This is a genomic window from Stenotrophomonas sp. PvP093 (genome assembly GCF_017876915.1).
In the GTDB taxonomy this organism is placed as follows: Bacteria; Pseudomonadota; Gammaproteobacteria; order Xanthomonadales; family Xanthomonadaceae; genus Stenotrophomonas; species Stenotrophomonas muris.
In genome coordinates this window covers 2,850,643-2,869,450 of record NZ_JAGIOX010000004.1, presented here as the reverse complement: position 1 = coordinate 2,869,450, position 18,808 = coordinate 2,850,643, and the positions used below count along the sequence as shown (strand labels likewise).

Annotated in this window: 26 protein-coding genes and 1 tRNA gene; 17 read left to right on the top strand and 10 right to left on the bottom strand. The window is 63.7% G+C overall.

What is annotated here, in order from left to right; genetic code table 11:
• The first annotated feature begins 83 nt into the window (after positions 1-83).
• From J3A72_RS15715 to J3A72_RS15700, 4 genes are all read left to right on the top strand, one after another.
• Positions 84-437 (top strand): hypothetical protein, encoded by a 354-nt coding sequence (locus J3A72_RS15715; protein WP_088475831.1) that lies wholly within the window; start codon positions 84-86, stop codon positions 435-437.
• Positions 438-520: 83 nt separating this feature from the next.
• A complete protein-coding gene (locus tag J3A72_RS15710) occupies positions 521-1,453 on the top strand; it encodes an SOS response-associated peptidase family protein (protein WP_088475830.1) in 933 nt (310 codons plus the stop codon).
• Between the two features lie 519 nt (positions 1,454-1,972).
• The gene (locus tag J3A72_RS15705; protein WP_088475828.1) at positions 1,973-2,575 is read left to right on the top strand and encodes a hypothetical protein; all 603 of its coding nucleotides are present in this window, start codon (positions 1,973-1,975) and stop codon (positions 2,573-2,575) included.
• A gap of 59 nt (positions 2,576-2,634) precedes the next feature.
• Positions 2,635-2,889, top strand: coding sequence for a hypothetical protein (locus tag J3A72_RS15700; RefSeq protein ID WP_209572050.1), 255 nt, complete (start codon positions 2,635-2,637; stop codon positions 2,887-2,889).
• Here the strand turns inward: J3A72_RS15700 and J3A72_RS15695 are convergent.
• Positions 2,862-4,094 carry a site-specific integrase gene (locus tag J3A72_RS15695; protein ID WP_075076168.1) on the bottom strand — a complete coding sequence of 411 codons (1,233 nt, stop codon included), beginning with the start codon at positions 4,092-4,094 and terminating at the stop codon, positions 2,862-2,864. The two genes, J3A72_RS15700 and J3A72_RS15695, sit on opposite strands and share 28 nt — an antisense overlap.
• 212 nt (positions 4,095-4,306) lie before the next feature.
• Entirely contained in the window at positions 4,307-4,537 is a 231-nt protein-coding gene (locus tag J3A72_RS15690; RefSeq protein WP_075076169.1) for a winged helix-turn-helix domain-containing protein, read from the bottom strand.
• Positions 4,538-4,631: 94 nt separating this feature from the next.
• On the opposite strand from J3A72_RS15690, the gene J3A72_RS15685 reads away from it, so the two are divergent.
• Entirely contained in the window at positions 4,632-5,108 is a 477-nt protein-coding gene (locus J3A72_RS15685; protein WP_230374557.1) for a hypothetical protein, read from the top strand.
• A gap of 138 nt (positions 5,109-5,246) precedes the next feature.
• On the opposite strand, the gene J3A72_RS15680 is transcribed toward J3A72_RS15685, so the two are convergent.
• The gene (locus J3A72_RS15680; protein WP_140222823.1) at positions 5,247-5,759 is read right to left on the bottom strand and encodes a hypothetical protein; all 513 of its coding nucleotides are present in this window, start codon (positions 5,757-5,759) and stop codon (positions 5,247-5,249) included.
• Positions 5,760-5,855: 96 nt separating this feature from the next.
• Here J3A72_RS15680 and J3A72_RS15675 point away from each other — a divergent pair, with 96 nt between their 5' ends.
• The 5 genes from J3A72_RS15675 to J3A72_RS15655 all read left to right on the top strand — a co-directional run bounded on the left by J3A72_RS15675 (position 5,856) and on the right by J3A72_RS15655 (position 7,950).
• Complete coding sequence (locus J3A72_RS15675; protein WP_230374558.1) at positions 5,856-6,188, top strand: hypothetical protein; 333 nt, start codon at positions 5,856-5,858, stop codon at positions 6,186-6,188.
• A 212-nt stretch (positions 6,189-6,400) separates the two neighbouring features.
• Positions 6,401-6,961 carry a hypothetical protein gene (locus J3A72_RS15670; protein ID WP_140222824.1) on the top strand — a complete coding sequence of 187 codons (561 nt, stop codon included), beginning with the start codon at positions 6,401-6,403 and terminating at the stop codon, positions 6,959-6,961.
• Between the two features lie 179 nt (positions 6,962-7,140).
• Positions 7,141-7,217, top strand: a tRNA-Met gene (locus J3A72_RS15665).
• Positions 7,218-7,349: 132 nt separating this feature from the next.
• On the top strand, positions 7,350-7,604 hold the full coding sequence (locus J3A72_RS15660) for a hypothetical protein (protein WP_230374559.1): 255 nt from the start codon (positions 7,350-7,352) through the stop codon (positions 7,602-7,604).
• The gene (locus J3A72_RS15655) at positions 7,564-7,950 is read left to right on the top strand and encodes a hypothetical protein (RefSeq protein ID WP_230374560.1); all 387 of its coding nucleotides are present in this window, start codon (positions 7,564-7,566) and stop codon (positions 7,948-7,950) included. The genes J3A72_RS15660 and J3A72_RS15655 overlap by 41 nt, the downstream gene beginning before the upstream one ends.
• A 146-nt stretch (positions 7,951-8,096) precedes the next feature.
• On the opposite strand, the gene J3A72_RS15650 is transcribed toward J3A72_RS15655, so the two are convergent.
• Positions 8,097-9,644: an N-acetylmuramoyl-L-alanine amidase gene (locus J3A72_RS15650; RefSeq protein ID WP_080469275.1), complete on the bottom strand. Its 1,548-nt coding sequence runs from the start codon at positions 9,642-9,644 to the stop codon at positions 8,097-8,099.
• Between the two features lie 403 nt (positions 9,645-10,047).
• Between J3A72_RS15650 and J3A72_RS15645 the strand changes: the two genes are divergently transcribed.
• The gene (locus J3A72_RS15645; protein WP_075076173.1) at positions 10,048-10,485 is read left to right on the top strand and encodes a hypothetical protein; all 438 of its coding nucleotides are present in this window, start codon (positions 10,048-10,050) and stop codon (positions 10,483-10,485) included.
• Between the two features lie 413 nt (positions 10,486-10,898).
• On the opposite strand, the gene J3A72_RS15640 is transcribed toward J3A72_RS15645, so the two are convergent.
• Together J3A72_RS15640 and J3A72_RS15635 are read right to left on the bottom strand one after the other, a co-directional pair.
• Complete coding sequence (locus J3A72_RS15640; protein ID WP_075076174.1) at positions 10,899-11,600, bottom strand: response regulator transcription factor; 702 nt, start codon at positions 11,598-11,600, stop codon at positions 10,899-10,901.
• On the bottom strand, positions 11,575-12,228 hold the full coding sequence (locus J3A72_RS15635) for a DUF4388 domain-containing protein (RefSeq protein ID WP_209572049.1): 654 nt from the start codon (positions 12,226-12,228) through the stop codon (positions 11,575-11,577). The genes J3A72_RS15640 and J3A72_RS15635 overlap by 26 nt, the downstream gene beginning before the upstream one ends.
• A gap of 254 nt (positions 12,229-12,482) precedes the next feature.
• Here J3A72_RS15635 and J3A72_RS15630 point away from each other — a divergent pair, with 254 nt between their 5' ends.
• Together J3A72_RS15630 and J3A72_RS15625 are read left to right on the top strand one after the other, a co-directional pair.
• The gene (locus J3A72_RS15630) at positions 12,483-12,944 is read left to right on the top strand and encodes a hypothetical protein (protein ID WP_140222825.1); all 462 of its coding nucleotides are present in this window, start codon (positions 12,483-12,485) and stop codon (positions 12,942-12,944) included.
• 169 nt (positions 12,945-13,113) lie between these two features.
• On the top strand, positions 13,114-13,686 hold the full coding sequence (locus J3A72_RS15625) for a hypothetical protein (RefSeq protein WP_075076177.1): 573 nt from the start codon (positions 13,114-13,116) through the stop codon (positions 13,684-13,686).
• 26 nt (positions 13,687-13,712) lie between these two features.
• Here J3A72_RS15625 and J3A72_RS15620 read toward each other — a convergent pair whose 3' ends face one another.
• A complete protein-coding gene (locus tag J3A72_RS15620; protein WP_075076178.1) occupies positions 13,713-14,144 on the bottom strand; it encodes a GNAT family N-acetyltransferase in 432 nt (143 codons plus the stop codon).
• Entirely contained in the window at positions 14,141-14,644 is a 504-nt protein-coding gene (gene smpB, locus J3A72_RS15615; RefSeq protein WP_005409231.1) for an SsrA-binding protein SmpB, read from the bottom strand. The genes J3A72_RS15620 and smpB overlap by 4 nt, the downstream gene beginning before the upstream one ends.
• A gap of 57 nt (positions 14,645-14,701) precedes the next feature.
• Here smpB and J3A72_RS15610 point away from each other — a divergent pair, with 57 nt between their 5' ends.
• Entirely contained in the window at positions 14,702-15,127 is a 426-nt protein-coding gene (locus tag J3A72_RS15610) for a type II toxin-antitoxin system RatA family toxin (protein WP_032959119.1), read from the top strand.
• A 3-nt stretch (positions 15,128-15,130) separates the two neighbouring features.
• Complete coding sequence (locus J3A72_RS15605; RefSeq protein WP_014646806.1) at positions 15,131-15,388, top strand: RnfH family protein; 258 nt, start codon at positions 15,131-15,133, stop codon at positions 15,386-15,388.
• Between the two features lie 33 nt (positions 15,389-15,421).
• On the opposite strand, the gene bamE is transcribed toward J3A72_RS15605, so the two are convergent.
• On the bottom strand, positions 15,422-15,814 hold the full coding sequence (gene bamE / locus J3A72_RS15600; protein WP_014036847.1) for an outer membrane protein assembly factor BamE: 393 nt from the start codon (positions 15,812-15,814) through the stop codon (positions 15,422-15,424).
• Positions 15,815-15,917: 103 nt separating this feature from the next.
• On the opposite strand from bamE, the gene fur reads away from it, so the two are divergent.
• Positions 15,918-16,334 carry a ferric iron uptake transcriptional regulator gene (gene fur, locus J3A72_RS15595; RefSeq protein WP_014646807.1) on the top strand — a complete coding sequence of 139 codons (417 nt, stop codon included), beginning with the start codon at positions 15,918-15,920 and terminating at the stop codon, positions 16,332-16,334.
• Between the two features lie 63 nt (positions 16,335-16,397).
• Here the strand turns inward: fur and J3A72_RS15590 are convergent, their stop codons facing one another.
• The gene (locus tag J3A72_RS15590) at positions 16,398-17,705 is read right to left on the bottom strand and encodes an SGNH/GDSL hydrolase family protein (protein ID WP_075076179.1); all 1,308 of its coding nucleotides are present in this window, start codon (positions 17,703-17,705) and stop codon (positions 16,398-16,400) included.
• Positions 17,706-17,802: 97 nt separating this feature from the next.
• Here J3A72_RS15590 and J3A72_RS15585 point away from each other — a divergent pair, with 97 nt between their 5' ends.
• On the top strand, positions 17,803-18,720 hold the full coding sequence (locus J3A72_RS15585) for a LysR family transcriptional regulator (protein ID WP_032959114.1): 918 nt from the start codon (positions 17,803-17,805) through the stop codon (positions 18,718-18,720).
• Positions 18,721-18,808: the final 88 nt, after the last annotated feature.

Genomic DNA, 18,808 nt, shown 5'->3' with positions numbered 1-18,808 from the left:
CCCCCATCGGATCCGACCGGATGAAAGCAATGTGAAGACGCCGGCGCTGGTGCCGGCGTTACCGATACAGGGGTCAGTAACCGATGGACAAGAAGGACTCGCAGGTAGTGGCCATTGGAGAAGGAAAGCAGGAGAACGGCCAGCCCATGGACAGTGGTGCTGGCTTTCTTTCCCCTGCAACAGGCTTGGAGGTAGGGCCCAAGGCATCCAGAGGGCGGCACTCCCGCCGCCAGACGCTGGAGAAGGGCATGGAAGATGAGCGCCACAAGGCTCAGGTGGTCTCGATGGAGGCCTTCAAGGCAGGCCGGGTAGGGCAGATCCCCCCGGAGGTGCTGGACATGTATGACCAGCTGACCCGTGACCAGCACGCGCTGGTTCGAAGCTCGATCGTGCTCCTGGCCGCCCTGCGGCGACGATTGGGCCTGCCGGACCTGTAAGGTCCACGGGGCCGCCACGGCGGCCCCCTTCAGCGTCCCAGGACGCTCACGGCGCCATAAGGCCGGCGTGCTGTAATCCGGCCATGTGCTACTCCGCCCAGATCACCGCCGCCTATCAGAAGCTGGTCCGTATGACCGGCGCCACGATCTCCCTGCAGGAGTTCGCCGCGCTGTATGCCCATGATCCCGGGAAGAAGCGGCCGAAGACGCCGAAGGCGATGGATGATGCGTTCCGCGCCGGCGCCAGCCCGGCCGAGCTCGCGGTCTGGGCCGAGATCGAACAGTGGAATCGTGCCGAGGCCGCCATCCTGGAGCAGGAGCTCTTCGCGAACCGGAAGCGCCTGGCCGACGCGGAGCGCGCGCTGCAGGTGAAGGAAACCAAGAAGGCCAGGGAAGACGTGCGAATCGCCGGCAACAAGATCGAACGCGCCCTGGCCAAGCTGGCCGATCTCAAGCGCTCCGAACCGAAGGACCGCGACAGCCGGATCTTCCCCGGGGTCTACGCCCCGGTGATCATTTCCGAGGGCGGCAAACTGGTCATCAAGCCCATGCGCTACCAGTGCCGCCTGGCAGGAAAGCCGGCCAACTATGACCAGCGCTTCCCGGGCACCTACAACGCGCGCCGGGATAGCCTGGAGAAGTTCTGGGCGCCGGCATTCGGCCACACCCACGGGCTGATGGTGGTGGAGACGTTCTACGAGAACGTGGAAGGTCCGGACGGCAAGAACCAGGTGGTGCAGTTCACCCCGCGCACGGGCGAACCGATGCTGGTGGCGTGCCTGTGGTCGCACTGGACGGACCCCGCGGGGAAAGAGCCCGATCTCCTTTCGTTCGCGGCGATCACCGACGATCCCGAGCCCGAAGTCGCTGCGGCTGGCCACGATCGGACGATCATCAACATCAAGCCCGAGCACGTCGACGCCTGGCTCCATCCGGACCCGGCTGACCTGGCCGCGTTGTATCGGATCTTCGACGACAAGCGTCACCCCTTCTACGAGCACCAGCTCGCGGCGTAGGAGGGGAGCGACGGTGGCGTGGCAATAGAGTGCTCACAATCGCAGCCGCTGCGACCGAGATTCGTATCCTGCCGGCCATGCCGCTTCCCGACTCCTTCTACTGGACCACACGCTCTGCCAGCTGGCCAAGCGACCCGCTGACTGTGATCGCCTGCCAGGGGATCTGGGTCGTCTCCATGACCCAGCGCGTCGATGACGGGATCTGGATGGCACACCTCGATCGACATAGGAACGGTCCTGGCGGACCGTCGCGGCGCTGCAGCAGCTACGACCAGGGCCGCGCCGGCGCCGAGCTCTGGGTCACGAGGCACCAAGCTCGATTGCGGGAGGACGTGGCCAAGATCACCGCCTGGCGGGAGGCTGTGCGGGCAAACAGGCTGGCCAAGGCAAACACTGAGCCACCGTTCGGTTGGATGGGGTGAGGTCGACGGTCGCTTTGGCGGTTTGCAGAAACCCCCGATTTGATCAATTCGTCAAGTCGTTCAGGCAAGATGTCCGCGGGAACTAGGGGGTCTGAAGATGCTGGAAGCTCTTTTAGTGGCAACGGCCAAAGCCGTGCCGGCGGCCGCTGGCTACGACTGGAAGTGGATGGTACCCGTCGCCACGTTGATCTTGGGCTTCGGATTGAAGTGGTTCCAAGATCACGTAACCGAGAAGGGGCGTAGGCGGCACGAGACAGTTCTGCGACGGGAACAGCGTTATGACCAGTTGCGCATGAGGCGTCTCGATGCGGAGCGAGCCAACCTCCTTGCATTGCAGCCGGCCGCTGTCCGATTTGTCCGCGCGGCGACTGTTGCGGTGAACGAAAAGCGACGGTTGTTCCGGGATGGGATGCCATGGGCCGGGATACACCTGGCAGGCCCTGTCGAGGCGGAGGTGCGGCAGAGTGCGCTGGAGCTGATACCGCTGCAGGCGCGAATCCACTCCAAAGCAGTTTCAGTGCCCTTGAATGACGTGATCAACCTGATCACGGCTGCATTGCATGCAGACACAGTCGAAGGCTTTGAGGCCGCATGGGCAGTTCTCGACCCTGCCAACAACGAGCTGCACCGGGTGACGGGCGAGACGATCAAGCAGCTCGAGGACGAGAACCAGCAGCTCGCGGATCCGCCAGGAAGGTGAGCGGGGCACCTTGCCAGCTTCAAAAGCTGGCAAGAAAGCTGGCAAGTTGCTGCCAACGCATGCCCATTCCTGACCATGCGGCAGTTATGAACAAAAAAGCCCATCAAGCTAAGGCATTGATGGGCTTCATTATTTCTGCGGTTTGGAAACCGGCGCCGATGGCGTCACGGGGACAATGCACCCCCGGTTTCTTCAAGTATTGCAAGGCTTTTGGGGTCAATGCTGGCAAAAAGCTGGCACTAACCCTGCCCAACGACGCGAATGTTACGGCAATCTTCCTGAACAGTCACGCGCGGCCAGGGTTGGCGCCATAACCGTTCAGTCCCCGCTGCCGTCCAGCAGCAGGCTGCGGGGCAGGGCGGCGGCGAGGGGGGTTCCAGACCGCGGCGGCCTTGGCGCCGGCATCGGGGACCATCGAGGGGATCCACCGGCCGTATTTCTTGGCGGTGATTGTCCAGTCGCGGTGGCCCATCTGCCTCGCCACCCACATGACGTTCTCGCCGGCGCTGAGCGCCTGGGAGGCGAAGGTGTGGCGCATCTGACACGGGTACCGGTACCGGACCCCGGCCTTGCGCAGCGCGCGCTGCCATTCGCCTGCGCGGATGCTCTGATCCGACCCCCACCGCGCATTCGTCCTGGGATCGTGGAAGACGAACTCGCCGGCAGTGGCGGTATGGGTACGCTGGGCCTTCAGGGCATCGATCGCCGGCTGCAGCAGCTGCACCTTGCGCACGCCGGACTCGGTCTTGGGGGCCTTCATCTTGCCCATGACCCATGCGCGCCGGATCTTGACCGTGCCCTTGCGCCAGTCGATGTCCGACCAGCAGAGACCGATCATTTCCGAGGTGCGCAGGCCCGTGGCGAAGTTGAACTGGCAGTAGTTGCGGACCTGGTCCTCGCGGCAGGCGGCCAGGATCGCCTGGACTTCCTCCGGCGTGAAGGGGTCGACCTCTTCACGAGCGTTGACCTTGGCACGCCGCTTCACCCTGAAGCCATCGAAGCGATTGCTGGAGATCAAGTCGTCGGCGACTGCCTCGTCCAGGGCGCCGCGCAGAGGGCCCAGGACGTTGTTGATGCGCTTGGCCGATGCCGACTCGTCGAACGTGGCCACCAGCTCCTTCAGGGCGATACGGTCGAAGTCACGCAGCGCGATCGCGCCGCAGCGCGGCACCAGGATGTTCTCGACGATGCGGCGGTAGCCGATCAGGCTGCTGTGCTCGAGCTCGGGCTCCTTCTGCGCCAGCCACCGGGTCAGCACCTGCTCCAGGTTGTCCAGGGCTACAGGCCGAGTGGCCACCTGGCGAGCACGTTTGCTGTTGGGGAAGTGCGTGGCGTAGTCGAACGTGCCTTTCTCGATCTCGATCTTGATCTGGCCCAGCAGGTTTTGGCAGTACCGCAGGTTCCGCGCGGTCGGGGGCAGCTTCAGTCGCTCGCGGCAGCGCTTGCCGCGGTAGTGGAACGTTATCTCGATGCTGCCTTGTGAAACTGGCCGGACGCCGCTTTGCCTTGGACTACCCACTCTTCGTACCCCTCCAAATCGATCAGGTTTCTTCCATCTGGCGCCTTGATGAACACCGCGCCTTCCAACCAATCGCCACGCTTGATCTTCGAGTTGGTGGCGTCGACCGTGTAGCCGGTCCCGCCTCGAATTGCCTGAGCGTCACGTATCGGACCGGGCGCAGATTCGCGGGGGATGCGCCCCTCGACAATCCTCGCGCTGAGGGGGCGTGGCTACTCATGGGACACCGCCTGCAGGCTCCAGAGGACCGATGGGCGTTCGTCAGGGCCGTGGAAGGGTGCGCGCCGCACGCGGCCGCTCTTGGCCAGCTGGTGCAGGTAGCTGCTGACCCGGTTCGAAGGCAGCTGCAGTTCGGCCGCCAGCTCGCCGGCCAGGCCCGGTCCCTCCTGCAGCAGCTGCAGGATCCGGGTGGCAGTGCCGTCGGCAGTGCCTGTATCAGCCATGGTCTGCCTCAGCTTTTGCCAGGTGACGCGGGCAGCCGGTACCGCTGTAGTCGAAACCCTCACAGGGAGCGAGGGGGATGACGGGAGCTACCGCATGCCAGTGGAGGGGCGCAGTACCTTGGCGCCGCTGGGGAGCAGCGACATCGCCGGCGCGGTCGGCTACATGCGCAACCCGCTGGAGAAGCACACCGCGCTGACTGTAGCAACGCGAATGGGCCCCGCTGCGATCGCAAGGCTCTCCCTCGCTGCCTACCGGCAGGTGGCCAAGGACGTGCGCGCAATGCGACCGCGGCCGCTGGACCTCGGCAAGCCCGCCGATCGCTGGCGCCTTCGTCTGGTGATCTATGACGCGGCGCACGAGCTGGTGTGGCCGGAGCGGCGCCAGCCATTCGCCGGCTTGGCCAAGTCAGCCAAGATGCGCAAGGCCAACTACATCAAGGCCCACAAGTGCGCCAGCGCTGTGCTGCAGGAAGCGCTTCACGGTGGCCGGAAAGGGTTTCGAAAGGCGCTATGGTTCGGGCAGCCCGTGCGTGACCGTGCGGAAGAGTGCGATGCAGCGGGCCGGGCTTGATACCGGCTTCCCTATTCGCCTTGCTCCAAGGGACCATTTCCGCTGGCAGGGTGTCCATCCACACCGCCGCTGCATCGCGTCGTCACTCTACGGGTTGCCCGGAGGGGCGGCACGGCACCCGGTCTAACGGCCAGGCAATCAGTGGGTAAGAGTCAGGAATCCGGCCATCGTTTCGTCGAGCACCTTCAGTGAATTGCCGAGCATTTTTCTCAACTCGTTCTGCCTGACAGTTGCCGCTTCGTGCGATTTTCGCACCTCTGGCTCGCTGAGCCGTCCTGGCTCAGCAATAGTGGCCTTGGCCGAAGACAGGTCCACCAGCGGGAGATAGAGCTCGTTCCAAACGAAGTCGCGCACGGTCTCGCCAAACAGCCATCGGAGTTCGGCGAGATGAGAGGCCATCTCCAGCTCAACGTTTGCCCGCCAGTCAGACGTAATTGAGCGGTAGGCCACGGATCGCACTGCCTCATAAACCGCCAAGCGCCGGTCGAATAGGTCGAGCTGCAACTTGTTCCGAGCAGTGGAAGCCTGCTGTTGTGCAGTTCGCCATTGACGGTAAGCAACGTAGCCCACAGCGACAGCTACACCGATCTGCCCAAGCGCCGTGAACAGTTTGATCTGCAGATCGGTCATACCAAGCACGGTCTCAACCATTGCGACACCCTCCCTGTATTGGCGGCGATTATTACATTTGTTAAGGTTTGTTAGGGGGCGGGCCGCTTCCCTACAGTCCTTCAAATGGGGCGCTGGATGGATCCTTTGTGCGAGAACAGTTTGATCGGCCTCGGGACTGGGCTGGCCACAGGGCTGTTGTCCGGCTACTACTCCGGCATGGTGATAAGCCGGACGTCTCGATTTCACTCGCTGCTTAGAGACGCGCAACGCGTGTTGAAGCAAGTTGACTTCGAGCAGCAGGATACGGGTGTCTTAGTTCGTGGCTGGGAACCCAGGCAACTTGGCGCGGTTGCCGACGATCTGGCCTCGGATCGCGAGGCGCACGCCGCGTCAGTTGTGCGGGCGCGATCCCTGGATTTGACTAAGGCGACCTTTACTGCGTTCGAGGGGAAGCTGAACGCAACGTAGTTTGAAGCCGTGCTGGCACGTGCTCGCAATGATATTTCCAAACTCCGACCTTCGAAGCGCGTTCTGATTCCGTGGGGCCAGTTATGAGCTGTTGGACATTGGCAATCGATTGGCCCGTAGTCACACAAGGATTTGGTGCGCTCGCGCAGGGAGCGGGCGCACTCGTCCTGGCTTGGGTTGGCTGGGCAGGCCTTTCGTCATGGCGGAAACAGTTGAAGGCCACGAAGAGTCAAGCGCTCGCAGAGGATGCGCTAACCCTCGTCTATGGAGTGCGGGACGTGATTAAAGACCTCCGTCGCCCGGTAGTGGCAGAGGCCGAATCGAAAATGATCACTCCCAAAGAGGGCGAATCTCCTGAAGACCACGAGCGCAGGCGGGTCTACGGAGCGATCGAGCTCCGCTATGTTCCCCACGCTGATACGACGGCTCAGCTTGAGGCGATTCGATACAGGGTGCGTGCTGCCTTGGGAGAAGAGGCAGCAGATTCAGTGGAAGCCGTGCTGCGGATACTCAAGATTGTTCGACAGAAGGCTGTAGATGCGCAGATTCATCTGAAGCGAGCAGCGCAGTCAAAGGCGAACATGCTGCTCTCAGGAAAGGCAGATGACGCAGACGCGTACGCCGCCTACACCGACCTGGCCTTCGATGCCGACACTTGGGTGTTCTCTTCACTGGAGAGCGACGACCCGGTTGAGCTTGAGCTTAGCGCTGCCGTTAGAAATACAGAGACCGCGCTTCGGGGCTTCGCGATGATGGCAGCCGATCGTTCATAAAGCTGACCTCAGTTGTTCCTCATGAGGAAGATTTCTTCCTCATGAGGAACCGCATTTGCCTCGGGAACCGAAAGTAGGTTTGGATTCCTACAGTGGGCGTTCTTATGGGCGCCTCAATTCAAAGGCCGTTGATTGACCAGGACGTGGGAGTCCGCTGGTCGATCAGCGGCCTTCTTGTTTGCGGGGTAGAGCAGTCCGGCAGCTCGCGTGGCTCATAACCACGAGGTCGGTGGTTCGAATCCACCTCCCGCTACCAAATGGCCGGTAGTCATGGCCACCACTCAAGCCAGCACATAGGCCGTCGTGAGACGCGCCGCTGGTGTCCGCGCGACCCTGCAACCGCGGTAGTGGTGGGCCATGCCGGCCTCCTTTCACTGGGAGAACTGCGGTGAGCATCAAAGAGCAGATCACAACGGACCTGGCGGTCGCAGGTTCGAAGATCGGGGCGGCAGCCAGCGCCACCGCAGCGACCTACTCGCCGGGCTACACGTTGAGCGACTGGGCGCTGACCGGCGCGATCGTGTTCACCGTCGTCCAGATGTTCACCGTCAGGTTGAAGAACTGGGGCGACTGGTCCGCTTGGTGGTCCGCGCGCATGGGCAATGCCAAGCGCCTCTGGACGTGGATCCGCCGCCCTGGCTGACATCACGCCCAACACCAAGCAGCGGATCGGGTTCGCCGCCGCACCGCTGGCGCTGATCGGCGCGTTGGTGGCCGCCCTTGCCACGAACGGCTCGGCGCACGAAGGACGCCGCTACACGCCGTACTACGACTCGGCCGGCATCCTGACTGTCTGCGCAAGCGTCACGGGCCCGGCGGTGGTGGACGGCAAGCGTTACACCGACGACGAGTGCACCCGGGTGGGGCATATCTTTCCGAAGTTGCTGGAGATGTACGACCAGCTGACCCGCGACCAGCACGCGCTGGTGCGGACCTCGATCGTGCTCGTGGCGGCGCTGCGGAGGCGGTTGGGCCTGCCGCACCTGTAAGGTCCATGGGGCCGCCACGGCAGCCCCTTCCTAGAAGCCTCTTTCAATCGAGGCATGAGTTAAAAGGCCTCCCTGACGAGGAGGCCTTGGCAAACGGTTCATGCTTTAGCGCGAACTCAGGTAACTAGCGCGAGTTCTCGGCCGCCTTACACCTGGCAGGTCACGGCTGATTCGACAGACTTTGCGAAGACGCCATCAGCATCATAGAGCTTCGTCCTTACTGTATGCGTCGCGTTTGCGCCGACGTTGCCACATGTAAAGTTCCATGACAGCTTTCCATCGGCGAGTGTGACCGGAAGGCCTTTCGCGCCGTTGCAGGTGTTGCCCGGTGCGCACTTAACAATCTCCACATCTGCCTTCATTGCTCCCTGCGGATAACCCACATAGGTGAACGCCACAGGTACTTTGCCGGGGGACTTGCCTGCAGCCGGACCTACCGATGTAATGGCAAAAGGTATGCAGGCCTTCCCCTCTCTGTACATGCGATAGCCCTTTTCGATACCTCTCATCGAAATGGTACGGAACTCTGTGGTCTGAAGTAGTGCAGCGTCTTCGGCGTTGCTATGGAAGCCCACCTCAACCAACACGGTCTCCATATCCGCCTCCCGGACCTCCCCGTAGCCCACTCCATCATTGGGGCCTGAGCGGATGGGGAATGTTGGGTAATCAGGGCGCTGTTTGATTTGCTCCTGCACGTAGCACTTGACGCTCTCGGCAAGCGCTACAGATTTTGGATCGTTGAGATTCGTGAAGACAGACAGCCCCCGTGCTGACGGGTTCGTGTCGCTACCATCCGTGTGGATGGAGATCATTGTTTCAGCGTTTAGGAAGTTTGCAAAATTTGGGCGAACAGCAATATCGTCATCATACTCACGGAGGTCTGCACGGTTCGGTTTTCCATTAGGATACTGATTCCACATCCCGGTTTCATTGGGATAGAGCCTGGCCAAGTAATAGCGTGCAGCGAGCTCTGCCCATTTCAAGCCGCTGTTAGGATCAATCGCAGTGTTGCCAATGTCTCGAGTCTGACGTATTGACGTGGCATGCGTCGGGCTCCTCAATGTCAGAAGGCTCTGCAGCATCGAGGTGTAGCCCGGGGTAATAGTGTCCTCATGGACGACAGTGGAGTTCACATAGAGCGGGCGCTGATACTCCCATTTGTTACTGCCGTAGTGAAAGTATTTTCCGTGCGATGGACTGAGCACGACTAAGCCATCTACTGGGGTAGTCAGTTGTGAAGTGGCGCGTGCCCTCTGCTTGGACTTGTAGCGAGGAGGATAAATCTCATCCAGGCGCTTGCCATCGACCCTGATGACGACGGCCTTGAACTCTACGATGCCTGTAAGAAGATCCACGACATGGTTCTGAATATCCCTAATGAGTTGCCCAAGGTCCTCCCCCATTTCGCTTCGGCCCTTGGGTAGAAAGGCACCATCAAGATCCACATAAATCCACTGGCGCGACGGATCTGGGGTGATCCGAGCCAGTATATTCTTGCCTTGTCCATCGATTCGCTTCTGGGCATTGACGAACCGCTGCACATCATTCTGAATCTCTGACGTGACAAGCAGCTTATTCTGATCCGATAGCATCGGGACGGCCTCGGGATCCTGTTGCGCACCTGCTGTGTAGGTGCTGCCCAAGGTCAGTCCGACCGAAAGCGCCAAAATTCCCCACTTCCTATCCATTCTCATGCGCTACAACTCCCTATTGGAAAAGGTAATCAGGTTTCGTGCAGAACGTGTTCTTTTGTCGATGCCTCCGCTTGGGTTTGCAGCTGCATAAGGCTGCGCCCACGTTCTCAAGTGCGCTATCGGAGTCTATGCCTCTTACTCGTAGGAAAAACCCTATAGCAGTCACAGGATTAGGAATGCGGCTCGACAGAGGTGTGGTGGTCGGTGACCTGGCTGTGGTCGCATTGGCGAGAGCGAGGAGGCTGGCACTGGACTACCTGATCGGCCAGCTGCCGGGCGCCGGCTCGGGGGCGCGATCTGAAGGAGTTACTACCGCTGCTTTGGCGATTTGCACGCACCGCCGACTTAAACTATTCGTCAGATCGTTCAGGCAAACTTGTGACAGGATCTAGGGGAACTGAAGATGCGGGAAGCTCTTTTCCTGGCGACCGTCAAGGCCGCGCCGGCGGCCAGTGCAGCGGCGAGCGCTGGCGACGACTGGAAGTGGCTGGTGCCGGTGGCCACGCTGATTCTCGGCTTCGGTCTGAAACGGTTCCAGGACCACCTGACGGAAAAAGGTCGCCGGAGGCACGCGAAGGAGTTACGGCGAGAGCAACGCTACGACGCCCTACGCATGCGGCGCATAGATGCTGAGCGCGCGAACCTCATCTCCGTTCAACCCCTATTGCTGAAGCTCATGCGGACGGCGGCAGTTGTTCACCTCGAGGACATCAAAGCGTACGACAGGACCGGGCGAGTGGGGGACGTACAAGTTAACTCCTCAGGTTGCGGAGGATTTCAGGCTCGCTATAGCCGAGGTCGTGCCGATACACGCGAGAATTCACACGCGCACTGTTTATGAACAGCTCTCTGAGTACCGGGAGCTGCTGTATCAAGTGACCAACTCGGTGGCGAAAGCCGAAGCGCGAGCTTTATGGGAGCAGGTGCACCCGATCTATGACCGCCTGCACATAGCTCTGGGTGATGAGATAAGGAAGCTGGAAGACGAGAACCTGCAGCTCGGAGATCCATCGGCGCGCTGACGACGGCAACGGTCAACATCGAATGTTGACTAAGAAGTTGACCAAACGCTGCCAATCGATGCCCATTTCTGCACATCCGGCAGGCGTGAACGAAAAAGTCCATAACGCTAAAGCATTGATGGGCCGCGTTATTCTGGTGTTTGCGAAACCGGCGCCGATGGCGCCACGGGGAGAATGTACCTCCGGTTTCTACAGCGCTGCAAGGTACAGGGCCGATAGGGCTGGGCCCAGCTCAAAGCCCGCCCGCCTCCGGCCATTCGGGCGGGGGGAAGGTCGTGGCCAGAAGCACCAGCTCCTGGTTGCTCGATACCCCGAGCTTTTTCATGGCGCTGATCTTCTGCGCGCTGATGGTCTTCTTACTCCGCTGCAGCAGCGTTGCGATGGCGGTGACGTTCATGCCGGAAAGATAGAGTCGAAGGACCTGCTGCTCGCAGGTGGACAGGGCACCGGTGCCGACGATCACTGGACGCTGGTTGTCGGCAGCAGCGGGAGCGCCGCCCTTGAGCGTGTCGATCACGCCCCGGATGAGGGTGTTGATGGGGCAGGTCTTGTCCTGCACGAGGTGGGCACCCGCACGAAGAATGCGCCGGTGCAGCGCGTCGCTCGGTTGCGATGTAATGGCGATGATGCGGGTGCTCGGCGACAAGCGGCCGATATCCGCGATCGGTGCGTGGCCGGGGTGCGTGCTGCCTTCCACCTGCAGGGTGTAGCCGGTGATGACCACGTCGGGCTGCTGCTGTTCCACCAGTTCCAGCAGGACGGTGCGACGGGTGGTCTGGCCGGTCACCACAACCTGCGGAAGCACCCGCAGCGAGCTCACCATGCCGAGCACGAAGATGGCATGCTCGTCCGCCACCACCACGGTCTTGCCGGTCGCAGCGGTCTGGGAGCCCGTACCCTGCAACCGTTCACCCCGATGCAGCGCGCGCAGCACGGGGGCGCAGCAGCCACGAGAACACGCCATATCCGGCAGGGCGCGCCGGTGGCGTTGTGCCGACAAACGCCGGCCACGCTTTCCTGGCCTGTTTCAGGCCGTGCAGTGCGAGCTGTACATCCTGCAGTCGCATCTGCGTGCGGCGCGCAATGTCGTGCGCACTGGCACCCTTTTCCAGCATCGGCGCGACCCGGTCCAGGAAACGCTGGAGCTCCAGTGGAAGCGCGGCCTTCTTGGCCTTGATCAGCATGAACACCGTGTCCGGATTGGATAGCGGGCCCGTCACCGGGTCTGTCGCTGAAACGGTCGGCTGTCGGCGTGGAAACAGCTGCAGCAGGTCCAGATGCAGGGCCTGCGTCGCGTAGATCGGCTTCTGTTCAAAACTGAAACTGCAGCGGTGCCTGGAGAACCACCGGGCAAGTTTGAAGATCCGGTCCTTGCCCTCGATGTTCTGCTCGATGGAGAACGATGCGACCAGTCCCGCGGCCACATGCAGGTTCAGGGTTTTTCCCTGGATCGGGCCGAGCGAAAGCACGCCCGACCGTGCGCCAATCAGCGCGATGATGTCTTCCAGGTCGATGCCGTCCAGGTCGCCATGAAACGCCATGCCTCTGCCCTCCCGATCCATTCCATGTTGCGGTCCCGGACACTGCAGGAACGCCGCGACTGTGAGGTGGCGAGAATAATGCGGGGAGCACGTTGGCCCGCATGAGACCATTCCGATTCTGGCGTGCCGCACCCTGCTGCAAGGCCTGGAGTACCTGCAATCAACGCTGTTTTCGGGGTTGTCTTATTGGGTGCCGGCATGCGCGTGCCTACCATTTTCTCCTTCACTGGAGTCCCTGCTTTCGGCGGCGGGCACACATAGGGAAGGAGTGGGTGATGGCCTCGATCAGGGTCCTGCTGGTGGGTGAGCGAACAATGGAGCGACTTGCGATGGAGTCGCGCCTGTCGATCGATGCGCGGGTCAGCGTTGAAGTGGTCGGCGACGCGTGCAGCGCGGCAACGCTGGTGGAATGGCGGCACTACAGCCTGCTGGTGGTGAATGTCGTCGGTCTGGGGCGGTCGCTGGTAGACCTGATCAACACGTTCTCCGAGCACTCGCGCGAATCGCGTATCGCCTTCTTCGGTGGCAGGTCCACGGCGATGGTGAAGGCCGCAGAGCTGATTGCCCAGGCGCGGGGGCTGGACCTGCTGAAGGTTCCCGGGCTGGATCAGCCCGAGGATGGCAACCGGGAGTACCGCCGGTTCGTCGGTGAGCGTGTCTGCGCCGTACCGGTCGGCTCTGTGCATGAACGTTGCCAGGCGGTGCCCGTCGTGACGCGACCCTCGCTTCCGGCCTGAGCTGATCCGGCGCTCGGTCCCGGCTGTGGGGGCGACGGTGCGCGCGCAGCGTTGTCAATTTCCAATAAGTTGCACTGCATTGGCCATAGCGGATTGGTAACTTCATTGGCACGAATTTGCGACACACTGGCGGCGACCATCCGGACCAGGAAAGACACGGAGACTGTGGGTGACCGAGGCAAGCCAACAACGCAGCCTGCGACAGCTGGTCGGACCCGTCGGGGCCGACTACCAGCGGCGCGCCCTGCCGCCCGGCTGGGTCTGGGCGGTGCTGGCGGTGTTGCTTGCGGCCACCGCGCTGACCGAGCTGCCGGCGACTGCGGCCGCGGCATTGGTGGCCAGTGCGGTGGTTGTGCACTGGTCGCAGCGCGGTCGCATCCATTGGCTGGGCTGGCGCCTGCCGGGCCTGGCAGTGTTGGCGGCCCTGCTGTGGGGGCCGGACGTGCTGTCGCAATGGTTCGAGCACGGGTTGGCCGTGGTCCTGATGTCGTTGGCCAGCCTCAGCATCGGCGTGCATGTATGGCAGTCCCGACAGATGGCGCGGCAGCTTCAGGGCGCGGCCGATTCGCTGGATGACGCCCAGCTGCTGGCCCTGCTGCCGGCCGACGCGGCCCAGCTGGCGCAGCGGTGGCGCGCCGGCGATGACCGGCATGCGCCGGAACTGGCAGTGGTGATGCACCTGGCCGTGATGCACGCAGCGCTGGCACCGCGCATGCGCGGGCAGGGCCTGCTGGCAGGGTGACCGGTCGGCGGTTTCCGCGGCCGCGGTCAGGAACCTGACAATGGCTTGCGCAGGTAGATCCGCTCGTGCCCGGGCGGGCAATCGGGCAGCCGCCCATAGACGGTGTAGCCCTGCCGCAGGTAGAAAGCTTCGGCCTGCCAGTCGAAGGTGTCCAGCATCACGTTGCGGGCGCCAAGCTGGCGCGCGGCGGCTTCTGCTTCCGCCAGCAGGCGCTGGCCGATGCCTTGCCCGCGCAGTTCCGGATCCACCCACAGCACATGTACCTGCAGCCAGCCGGCACAGACGTCGGCCAGCACGCCACCGCGCAGCGCGCCGCGCTCGTCATGCCAGGCCAGGCGGACTGGAGTCTCATCGAGTGAATCGCCGCCGTGGGCCTGGTTGAAGGCCAGCAGGCGCGCGCACAACGTGCGCGTTTCATCGGCGCTGGCAGTCACCAAGGCGCCGATGGGGACGGTCATGCGTCGCGGTTGCCGCGACGCATCACACGCTGTTTCTCGATCGCCCAGTCGCGGTCCTTGGCGGCATCGCGCTTGTCGTGGGTCTGCTTGCCCTTGGCCAGCGCGACTTCGAGCTTGATCTTGTTCTTGCTCCAGTACATCGCAGTGGGCACGATCGTGTAGCCATCGCGCTCGACCTTGCCGACCAGCTTGTCGATCTCGCTCCGGTGCAGCAGCAGCTTGCGCTCGCGCCGGTCATTGGCCACCACGTGGGTGGAGGCCTGGATCAACGGGGTGATCTGCGCGCCGATCAGGAAGATCTCGCCGTGCTTCACATAGGCGTAGGCGTCGATGATGTTGCCGCGGCCAGCGCGGATCGACTTCACCTCCCAGCCCTGCAGGGCCAGGCCGGCCTCGAAGCGCTCTTCGATGTGGTACTCGTGGCGGGCACGCTTGTTCAACGCGATGGTTTTGTTGGCCGTCGCGCTCTTTGCTTTATCCTTGCCGCTGTTCTTGCTCATTTCCGTATTGTCTCCGATTCGGGCCCGCCCGGTCGATTGCCGAAACGTCCTGTATTCATGCCTACTATCCGCCGCAGCGCCCTGGTCGAACATTCGGCCGCGCGCATGTTCGACCTGGTCAACGACGTCCAGGCCTATCCGCGCCGTTTCCGCTGGTGCTCGGCTGCCCAGATCCTGGAGCAGGGCGAGGACCGCCTGGTGGCGCGCCTGGACCTGGGCCTGGGCTCGTTCAGTACCTGGTTCCAGACTGAAAACACCCTGCAGCGCCCGCACAGCATCGACATGCAGCTGCGCGATGGCCCGTTCAAGCAGCTGCACGGCCGCTGGGAATTCCATGCGCTGGCCGAGGATGCGTGCAAGGTCACCCTGACCCTGGAGTTCGAACCCAGCTCGCGCCTGCTCGGTCCGGCCCTGGCGATCGGCTTCCAGGGACTGGCCGATCGCATGGTCAATGATTTCGTCCGCGTCGCCGACGAGGGCTGAGCGATGATCGAGGTCGAGGTGGTGCTGGCTTGGCCGGAGCGCGTGCTGTCGCGCCACCTGCAGCTGGAAGAGGGAGCGACCGTGGCCGACGCCATCGCCGCCGCTGCGCTGGAAGGTAGTGCCGACTGTCCGGCCGCCGCGGTGCATGGCGTGCTGGCCCGTCCACAGCAGGCGCTGCTGGACGGGGACCGCATCGAGCTGCTGCGCCCGCTGCTGGCCGACCCCAAGGACAACCGCCGGCGTCGCGCGCTCGGCGGTTGATCCCGGCAACCCGTCCCTGCGGACGGGCAGGCCTCAGCGGCCCTTCTTCTTCTTGTCCTTCGGCAGGTTGCGGCCGAACTGGCGCACCGTCTGCTGGGCCAGGGCCTTGTCGTTGCCCGGGAAGTAGTCGCCTTCCCAGCGGGTAACGGCGTCATTCTCGAAGAACACCACGAAGTTCTTCACTTCGGTGCGGCCGAGGCGGTTCACGCGCTGGCTGGAGGTGTAGTCCCAGCGCTGGGCGTGGAACGGGTCGGGGATGGACGGGGTGCCCAGCAGCGCGGTGACCTGCTGCTTGCTCTGCCCGACCTGCAGCTTGGCCACGGCATCTTCCCGGATCAGGTTGCCCTGATAGATGGGTTGCTTGTAGATGATGCCGCACCCGGTGGTGGACAGGGCGACGGCGGCGACCAACAGGAGATTGCGCATCGGGACTGGCGGTTGGGGAAATCAAACCGATGATACACTCCCGGCGTGCCACCGCGACCCAATCCGAGGCAGCTGGCGCTAAATCGCCAATGAACGGAGACCTATGGAAACCCACGACCTGCGTAAAGTCGGCCTGAAGGTGACCCATCCGCGGATGCGGATCCTGGCGCTGCTCGAACAGCGCAATGCCCAGCACCACCAGCACCACATGACCGCCGAGGACATCTACCGCCAGCTGCTCGAGCATGGCGACGAGATCGGCCTGGCGACGGTCTACCGGGTGCTGACCCAGTTCGAGGCCGCCGGCCTCGTGCTCAAGCACAATTTCGAGGGTGGCCAGGCCGTTTACGAGCTGGACCGTGGTGGCCACCACGACCATATGGTCGACGTGGACAGCGGCAAGATCATCGAATTCGAAAGCCATGAGATCGAGGAGCTGCAGCGCAAGATCGCGGCCGATCACGGCTATGAGCTGGAAGAACACTCGCTGGTGCTCTACGTGCGCAAGAAGCGCAAGTAGGCCGTTCCGGCCAGCCGCTAGCGACGAAACCCCGGGCTTGCCCGGGGTTTTTCGTTGCCGGGGTCAGGGCCCTTTCCCTCCAGGAAAGGGGGCCGGCCCCGGGCGCTCTGCGGGGTCGGATCCCTTTGCGCCAGCAAGGGGCTCTGACCCCTTGCAACCGAGCAGGATCTCCAGGTCCACCGCCTCGGCCATCGCCCGGTTGCCGGCATCCCCCGGGTGGAGGTGGTCGCCGGAGTCGTAGGCGGCGGCCATCCGTGACGGATCGGCCGGGTCGCGTAGCGCCGCGTCCAGGTCGATCACCGCGTCGAACGGGCTGTTGCTGCGCAGCCATGCATTGAGCTGTTGGCGCAGGGCCTCCTTGTCCGGGTGGTAGTAGTCGTCCAGCGGCGTGCCGGGCAGGGCGCCCGCGAACGGCATCAGGGTGGCGCCGAATATGCGTAGACCCCGCCGGTGGGCCTGTTCGGCCAGGGCACGATAGCCGGCCTGCAGCTCGGGCAGGCTGGGCCGGGGCTGCGCGCGGGCGAAGGCAGTACCGGGCCAGCTGATGTCGTTGATGCCGATCAGCACGATGACGCTGGCGACGCCGGGCTGATCCAGTGCGTCACGCCGCAGGCGGGCCAGAACCGACTCGCCCATGCCGTCGCTCAGCAGCCGATTGCCGGAAATGCCCGCGTTGACCACCGCGACGCCGCGCGGTGCCAGACGCGCGGCCAGATGGTCGGTCCAGCGCTGGTCCTGGTCGAGGCTGGCGGTGGCGCCGTCGGTGATCGAGTCGCCAATCACCACCACGCTACGCGCACTGGCGGCGGCCTCGACCTCGATCCCGGTGAGGAACAGGCGTGCGGTAGTGGAACTGGCACCCTGCAGGTCGCGCGCCCGGGCCTGATTGCCGCCGGCGATCCAGCTGGTCTGGCGGCCGTCCCAATGGAACGTCTGCACCGGCGTCGGCCCCGGCACGAAAACGCTGACCTGCAGCGCCTGGTGGTCTTCCGTGGCCACCGCCAGCGGATCGCTCAGCCGTTCCTGACCGGCACCGATCAACACCCCAGGCTGGCCGTCGAAGCTGAGCGGTTGCGGGGTGGCGCCCGCGCCCGCGGCCACGCTGGCCGCCCCGATCCGCAGCGGCTGGGTGCCGTAGGCATTGCTCAGCCGCACCCGCAGCCGGGGCCCGCCCAGGCTGATGCGCGCGGTCTGGCGGAAGGTCTGGTCCTGCAGCGTGGCCGGAACCAGGGTCGGGAACAGGAAATCCGCGTCCCAGACCGGTTGCGGGCTGGCCTGCCAGCTGGCGACCCAGTGCGGGGCGGATGCGGCACTGGCGACGCCGGACAGGGCGAGCAGGGCGGTGGCGGTGAGCTGGCTCAAGCGGTTCATCGGGCAATCCAGGTGGGAGGGAACGCCATGGTGATTCCGGGGTCATCTGTGAACTAGACTGCGTATGGACAATCATCTGTGAACTGGATTCATCGCCATGGCGCGACCCGACATCAACCGATCCGGCGAACTGGAAGTGTTCGTGCGGGTGATCGAGACCGGTGGCTTCTCCGCCGCCGCACGCACCCTGGACATGACGCCGTCAGCAGTGAGCAAGCTGGTGGCCCGGCTGGAGCAGCGGCTGGGTACGCGCCTGCTGCAACGCTCCACCCGCCAGCTGCAGCTGACCCCGGAAGGCTGCGCGTTCTACGAGCGCGGCCTGCGCGTGCTGGCCGACCTGGAGGAGGCCGAGCGCTGTGCCAGTGCCCATGCCGAGCCGCGTGGACGGTTGCGGGTCAACTCCAACGTGCCGTTCGGCCAGCATTTCCTGTTGCCGCTGCTGCCGGCATTCCTCGAACGCAACCCGCAGGTAGGCGTGGACCTGACCCTCAATGACGAGGTGATCGACCTGCTTGAGCAGCGCACCGACGTGGCGGTGCGGGCCGGTCCACTGAAGAGCTCCAGCCTGGTGGCGCGGCGGCTGGGTGCGACGCGGATGATGATCGTGGCTGCACCGGCCTACGCGCAGCGGCACGGGCTGCCACGCACTGCCGAGGAGCTGCAGTCGCACAACCGGCTGGATATCGGCCATGCGCGCGCGATGCAGGGCTGGCCGTTGCTGCAGGACGGGCGCGAACGCATGCTGCTGCCCAGTGGCAACGCGCGCGCCAGCAACGGCGATGCGCTGCGCCAGCTGGTGCTGGGTGGGCTGGGCATGGCGCGGCTGGCAGCATTCCAGGTGCAGCAGGACATTGCCGCCGGGCGCTTGCTGCCGGTGCTGGAGGACGCCAATCCCGGTGACCTGGAAGAGGTGCACGCGGTGTTCCTGGGGCAGGGCGGCTACCTGCCGCTGCGGGTGCGCGCGTTTCTTGATTTCCTGGTGGAGAACGTCGATCTGACGCAGCCACAGGGGTAGTGCCGGCCGCTGGCCGGCAACCTCATGATCTTCATCCACCCGCATCGGGGTGCCGGCCAGCGGCCGGCACTACCGTGCGGAAGCCGAG

Excerpts from the sequence above, each read along its gene's own strand:
- J3A72_RS15680 (WP_140222823.1), bottom strand. The coding sequence starts at position 5,759 with ATGGTTGAGACCGTGCTTGGTATGACCGATCTGCAGATCAAACTGTTC.
- J3A72_RS15610 (WP_032959119.1), top strand. The coding sequence starts at position 14,702 with ATGCCTACTATCCGCCGCAGCGCCCTGGTCGAACATTCGGCCGCGCGC.
- J3A72_RS15700 (WP_209572050.1), top strand. The coding sequence starts at position 2,635 with ATGCCCATTCCTGACCATGCGGCAGTTATGAACAAAAAAGCCCATCAA.
- J3A72_RS15655 (WP_230374560.1), top strand. The coding sequence starts at position 7,564 with ATGCCAAGCGCCTCTGGACGTGGATCCGCCGCCCTGGCTGACATCACG.
- J3A72_RS15635 (WP_209572049.1), bottom strand. The coding sequence starts at position 12,228 with ATGGATCGGGAGGGCAGAGGCATGGCGTTTCATGGCGACCTGGACGGC.
- J3A72_RS15590 (WP_075076179.1), bottom strand. The coding sequence starts at position 17,705 with ATGAACCGCTTGAGCCAGCTCACCGCCACCGCCCTGCTCGCCCTGTCC.
- J3A72_RS15650 (WP_080469275.1), bottom strand. The coding sequence starts at position 9,644 with ATGAGAATGGATAGGAAGTGGGGAATTTTGGCGCTTTCGGTCGGACTG.
- J3A72_RS15605 (WP_014646806.1), top strand. The coding sequence starts at position 15,131 with ATGATCGAGGTCGAGGTGGTGCTGGCTTGGCCGGAGCGCGTGCTGTCG.
- J3A72_RS15715 (WP_088475831.1), top strand. The coding sequence starts at position 84 with ATGGACAAGAAGGACTCGCAGGTAGTGGCCATTGGAGAAGGAAAGCAG.
- J3A72_RS15620 (WP_075076178.1), bottom strand. The coding sequence starts at position 14,144 with ATGACCGTCCCCATCGGCGCCTTGGTGACTGCCAGCGCCGATGAAACG.
- J3A72_RS15585 (WP_032959114.1), top strand. The coding sequence starts at position 17,803 with ATGGCGCGACCCGACATCAACCGATCCGGCGAACTGGAAGTGTTCGTG.
- J3A72_RS15690 (WP_075076169.1), bottom strand. The coding sequence starts at position 4,537 with ATGGCTGATACAGGCACTGCCGACGGCACTGCCACCCGGATCCTGCAG.
- J3A72_RS15675 (WP_230374558.1), top strand. The coding sequence starts at position 5,856 with ATGGATCCTTTGTGCGAGAACAGTTTGATCGGCCTCGGGACTGGGCTG.
- J3A72_RS15710 (WP_088475830.1), top strand. The coding sequence starts at position 521 with ATGTGCTACTCCGCCCAGATCACCGCCGCCTATCAGAAGCTGGTCCGT.
- J3A72_RS15705 (WP_088475828.1), top strand. The coding sequence starts at position 1,973 with ATGCTGGAAGCTCTTTTAGTGGCAACGGCCAAAGCCGTGCCGGCGGCC.
- smpB (WP_005409231.1), bottom strand. The coding sequence starts at position 14,644 with ATGAGCAAGAACAGCGGCAAGGATAAAGCAAAGAGCGCGACGGCCAAC.
- J3A72_RS15630 (WP_140222825.1), top strand. The coding sequence starts at position 12,483 with ATGGCCTCGATCAGGGTCCTGCTGGTGGGTGAGCGAACAATGGAGCGA.
- bamE (WP_014036847.1), bottom strand. The coding sequence starts at position 15,814 with ATGCGCAATCTCCTGTTGGTCGCCGCCGTCGCCCTGTCCACCACCGGG.
- fur (WP_014646807.1), top strand. The coding sequence starts at position 15,918 with ATGGAAACCCACGACCTGCGTAAAGTCGGCCTGAAGGTGACCCATCCG.
- J3A72_RS15645 (WP_075076173.1), top strand. The coding sequence starts at position 10,048 with ATGCGGGAAGCTCTTTTCCTGGCGACCGTCAAGGCCGCGCCGGCGGCC.
- J3A72_RS15685 (WP_230374557.1), top strand. The coding sequence starts at position 4,632 with ATGCCAGTGGAGGGGCGCAGTACCTTGGCGCCGCTGGGGAGCAGCGAC.